At 73.0% G+C, this 2,752-nt stretch carries 2 protein-coding genes and 1 pseudogene; 2 read left to right on the top strand and 1 reads right to left on the bottom strand.

Annotation, left to right across the window (positions count from 1 at the left end; genetic code table 11):
• Nucleotides 1-266 (bottom strand): annotated as a pseudogene (locus WML84_RS14685) (aminotransferase); the annotation flags it as partial.
• Nucleotides 267-346: 80 nt separating this feature from the next.
• On the opposite strand from WML84_RS14685, the gene WML84_RS14680 reads away from it, so the two are divergent.
• Both WML84_RS14680 and gltX read left to right on the top strand, forming a co-directional pair.
• Nucleotides 347-1,336, top strand: a complete 990-nt coding sequence (locus WML84_RS14680) for a LysR family transcriptional regulator (RefSeq protein WP_347346878.1) — start codon at nucleotides 347-349, stop codon at nucleotides 1,334-1,336.
• Between the two features lie 10 nt (nucleotides 1,337-1,346).
• Nucleotides 1,347-2,752: glutamate--tRNA ligase (gene gltX / locus WML84_RS14675; protein ID WP_347346877.1), on the top strand; the 1,406-nt coding region annotated here is incomplete at its 3' end.

The following is a 2,752-nucleotide window of genomic DNA, read 5'->3' as shown; positions in this document are numbered from 1 at the left end:
GCGGATGCCACGAGGCTCGCGAGCACGGAGGTCTGCGACCCGATCGCGACGCGCTCGGCGTCGACGCGCACGAGGCGCGCGAAGTGCCGCCGCGCGGCCTCGACGACCCGTGAGTACTCGGCCGGATCCGGGCGCCCGGCGAGGTCGGCGAGCACCGCCGCACGCGTCGCGGTCGTCGGCAGGCCCGCGGTGCACGCCGCGAGGTAGCCCGCGCCGTCGGTGAACTGCGCGCGCAGGGGGGCGAGAGTGTCGGTGCCCAGGAGCATGCTTCCAGCATCCGCTCGACCAATCCATTCGTCTACGGCAGGTGTTGCATGAATGAGATGACAGCTGCTTATGTATGAGGATGACCGAGGACGATGCGCTGCTCGACGTCCAGACGCTCCGGGTGGTCAAGGCGATCGCCGACACCGGATCGCTCACGGGCGCCGCCGACCTGCTCGGCTACAGCCAGCCGGCCGTCAGCCAGCAGATGCGGCGGCTCGAGGCCCGCCTCGGCGTGCCCGTCGTCGAGCGCGCCGGGCGCCGCATGCGCCTCACCGAGGCGGGCCGCATCCTCGCGCGCCATGCGCCGGCCGTCACCACGGCGCTCGATGCCGCGGCCGCCGAGCTCGCCGCGCTCCGGGGACTGCAGGCCGCCACCGTGCGCCTGGTCGGGTTTCCGTCGGCCTCGCCGGCAGTGCTGCCGCGCGTGCTCACGGCCCTCGCGACGCGCGCGCCCGGGCTGACGGTCACGTACGTCGAGGCCGAGCCGCCCGAGGCCGTGGAGGCGGTCCGCGAGGATCGGGCCGACGTCGCGCTGACCTTCAGCTACCCGGGCGACCGCGACGACCCGCACGGGCCGAGCGCGCGCGGGCTGTCGGTGCAGAGCATCGGCATCGACGGGTTGCTCGTCGTGCTGCCGCACGGGCATCGCGCCGCGCGGGGCGCCGGGGTCGACATCGCCGCCCTCCGCGACGAGAACTGGATCGCGGGCTGCCCGCGCTGCCGCGGCCATCTGCTCGAGGTGTGCGGGCGCGCCGGCTTCGTGCCGCGCATCGGGTTCGAGACCGACAACTTCGTCGCCGTGGAGGGCCTCGTCGCCCAGGGCATCGGCGTCGCGACGCTGCCGCGGCTGGCCGTGGCATCGTTCCCGCGCCTGCCGGGCGTCGTCACGCGCGAGCTGCCGCCGGGGGAGGAGCGCACGCTCCACGTCGTCACGGCGCACGGCGCCGACCGCGTGCCGGCCGTCGCGGCGGTCATCGCGACGCTGCGGGCGGTGGTCGTCGAGCTCACCGACGGCGCGCGGGCGGCGGAGGGGACGGATGCCGCGGGTGCGGCATCCGTCGCCAACTAAACTGGGGCGGATGCCTGCTGCACCCGATCCCCGCACCACGACCGCCTCCGGAGCCGACGTCCGCGTTCGCTTCTGCCCCTCGCCGACGGGCCTGCCGCACGTCGGCATGGTGCGCACCGCCCTGTTCAACTGGGCCTACGCGCGCCACAACGGCGGCAAGCTCGTCTTCCGCATCGAGGACACCGATGCCGCGCGCGACAGCGAGGAGAGCTACCGGCAGCTGCTCGACGCGCTCACGTGGCTCGAGATCGACTGGGACGAGGGCGTCGAGAAGGGCGGCCCGCACGCGCCGTACCGGCAGTCGCAGCGTCACGACATCTACCGCGACGTGCTCGACAAGCTGATCGCGAGCGGCGCCGTGTACGAGTCGTACTCGACCGCTGAGGAGATCGACGCGCGCAACGAGGCCGCGGGCCGCGCGAAGCAGCTCGGCTACGACAACTTCGACCGCGACCTCACCGACGAGCAGAAGGCCGCGTTCCGCGCCGAGGGCCGCGAGCCCGCGTGGCGCCTGCGCGTGCCCGACGAGGATCTCACCTACGTCGACCTGATCCGTGGCGAGGTGACCTTCCCCGCGGGGTCGTTCCCCGATTTCGTGGTCGTCCGGGCCGGCGGCATCCCGCTCTACACGTTCGTGAACCCGGTCGACGACGCGCTCATGGGCATCACGCACGTGCTCCGCGGCGAGGACCTCATGCCGTCCACGGCCCGCCAGCTCGCGCTGTACGGCGCGCTCATCGACGCGGGCGTCACGACCTTCGTGCCGCGCTTCGCGCACATGCCGCTCGTGCTCGGCGAGACCGGCAACAAGAAGCTCTCGAAGCGCGACCCGAAGGCCGACCTCTTCCTGCAGCGCGAGAAGGGCTTCATCCACGAGGGCCTGCTCAACTACCTGTCGCTGCTCGGCTGGTCGCTGTCGGCCGATCGCGACGTCTTCTCGCGCCAGGAGCTCATCGACGCGTTCGACATCGTCGACGTCAACCCCAACCCGGCCCGCTTCGACCAGAAGAAGGCCGAGTCGATCAACGGCGACCACATCCGCATGCTCGAGCCGGCCGACTTCGCCGCGCGGCTCGTGCCGTACCTCGCCGCCGCCGGGTTGGTGTCGTCGCCTTTGTCGGCGGTCGAGCAGCGGATCCTGGATGCCGCCGCCCCCCTCGTGCAGGAGCGCATGCAGCTGCTCGGCGACGCGCCGGGCCTGCTCGGCTTCCTGTTCCGCGACGAGGTCGACTACGACGCGGATGCCGTCGCGTCCCTGCCCGCGAACGCGGGGGAGGTGCTCGTGGCATCCGTCGGCGCGCTCGAGCTGATCCCCGAGCAGGGCTTCACCGCCGCCGCCGTGCAGGAGGCGCTCTCGGGCGCCCTGATCGACGGGCTGGGCCTGAAGCCCCGCGTCGCGTACGGTCCGCTGCGCGT

It is taken from the genome of Microbacterium sp. (genome assembly GCF_039812165.1).
Classification (GTDB): Bacteria; Actinomycetota; Actinomycetes; order Actinomycetales; family Microbacteriaceae; genus Microbacterium.
The sequence above is the reverse complement of the archived record's forward strand: the minus strand, read 5'-3'. Positions and strand labels throughout refer to the sequence as shown.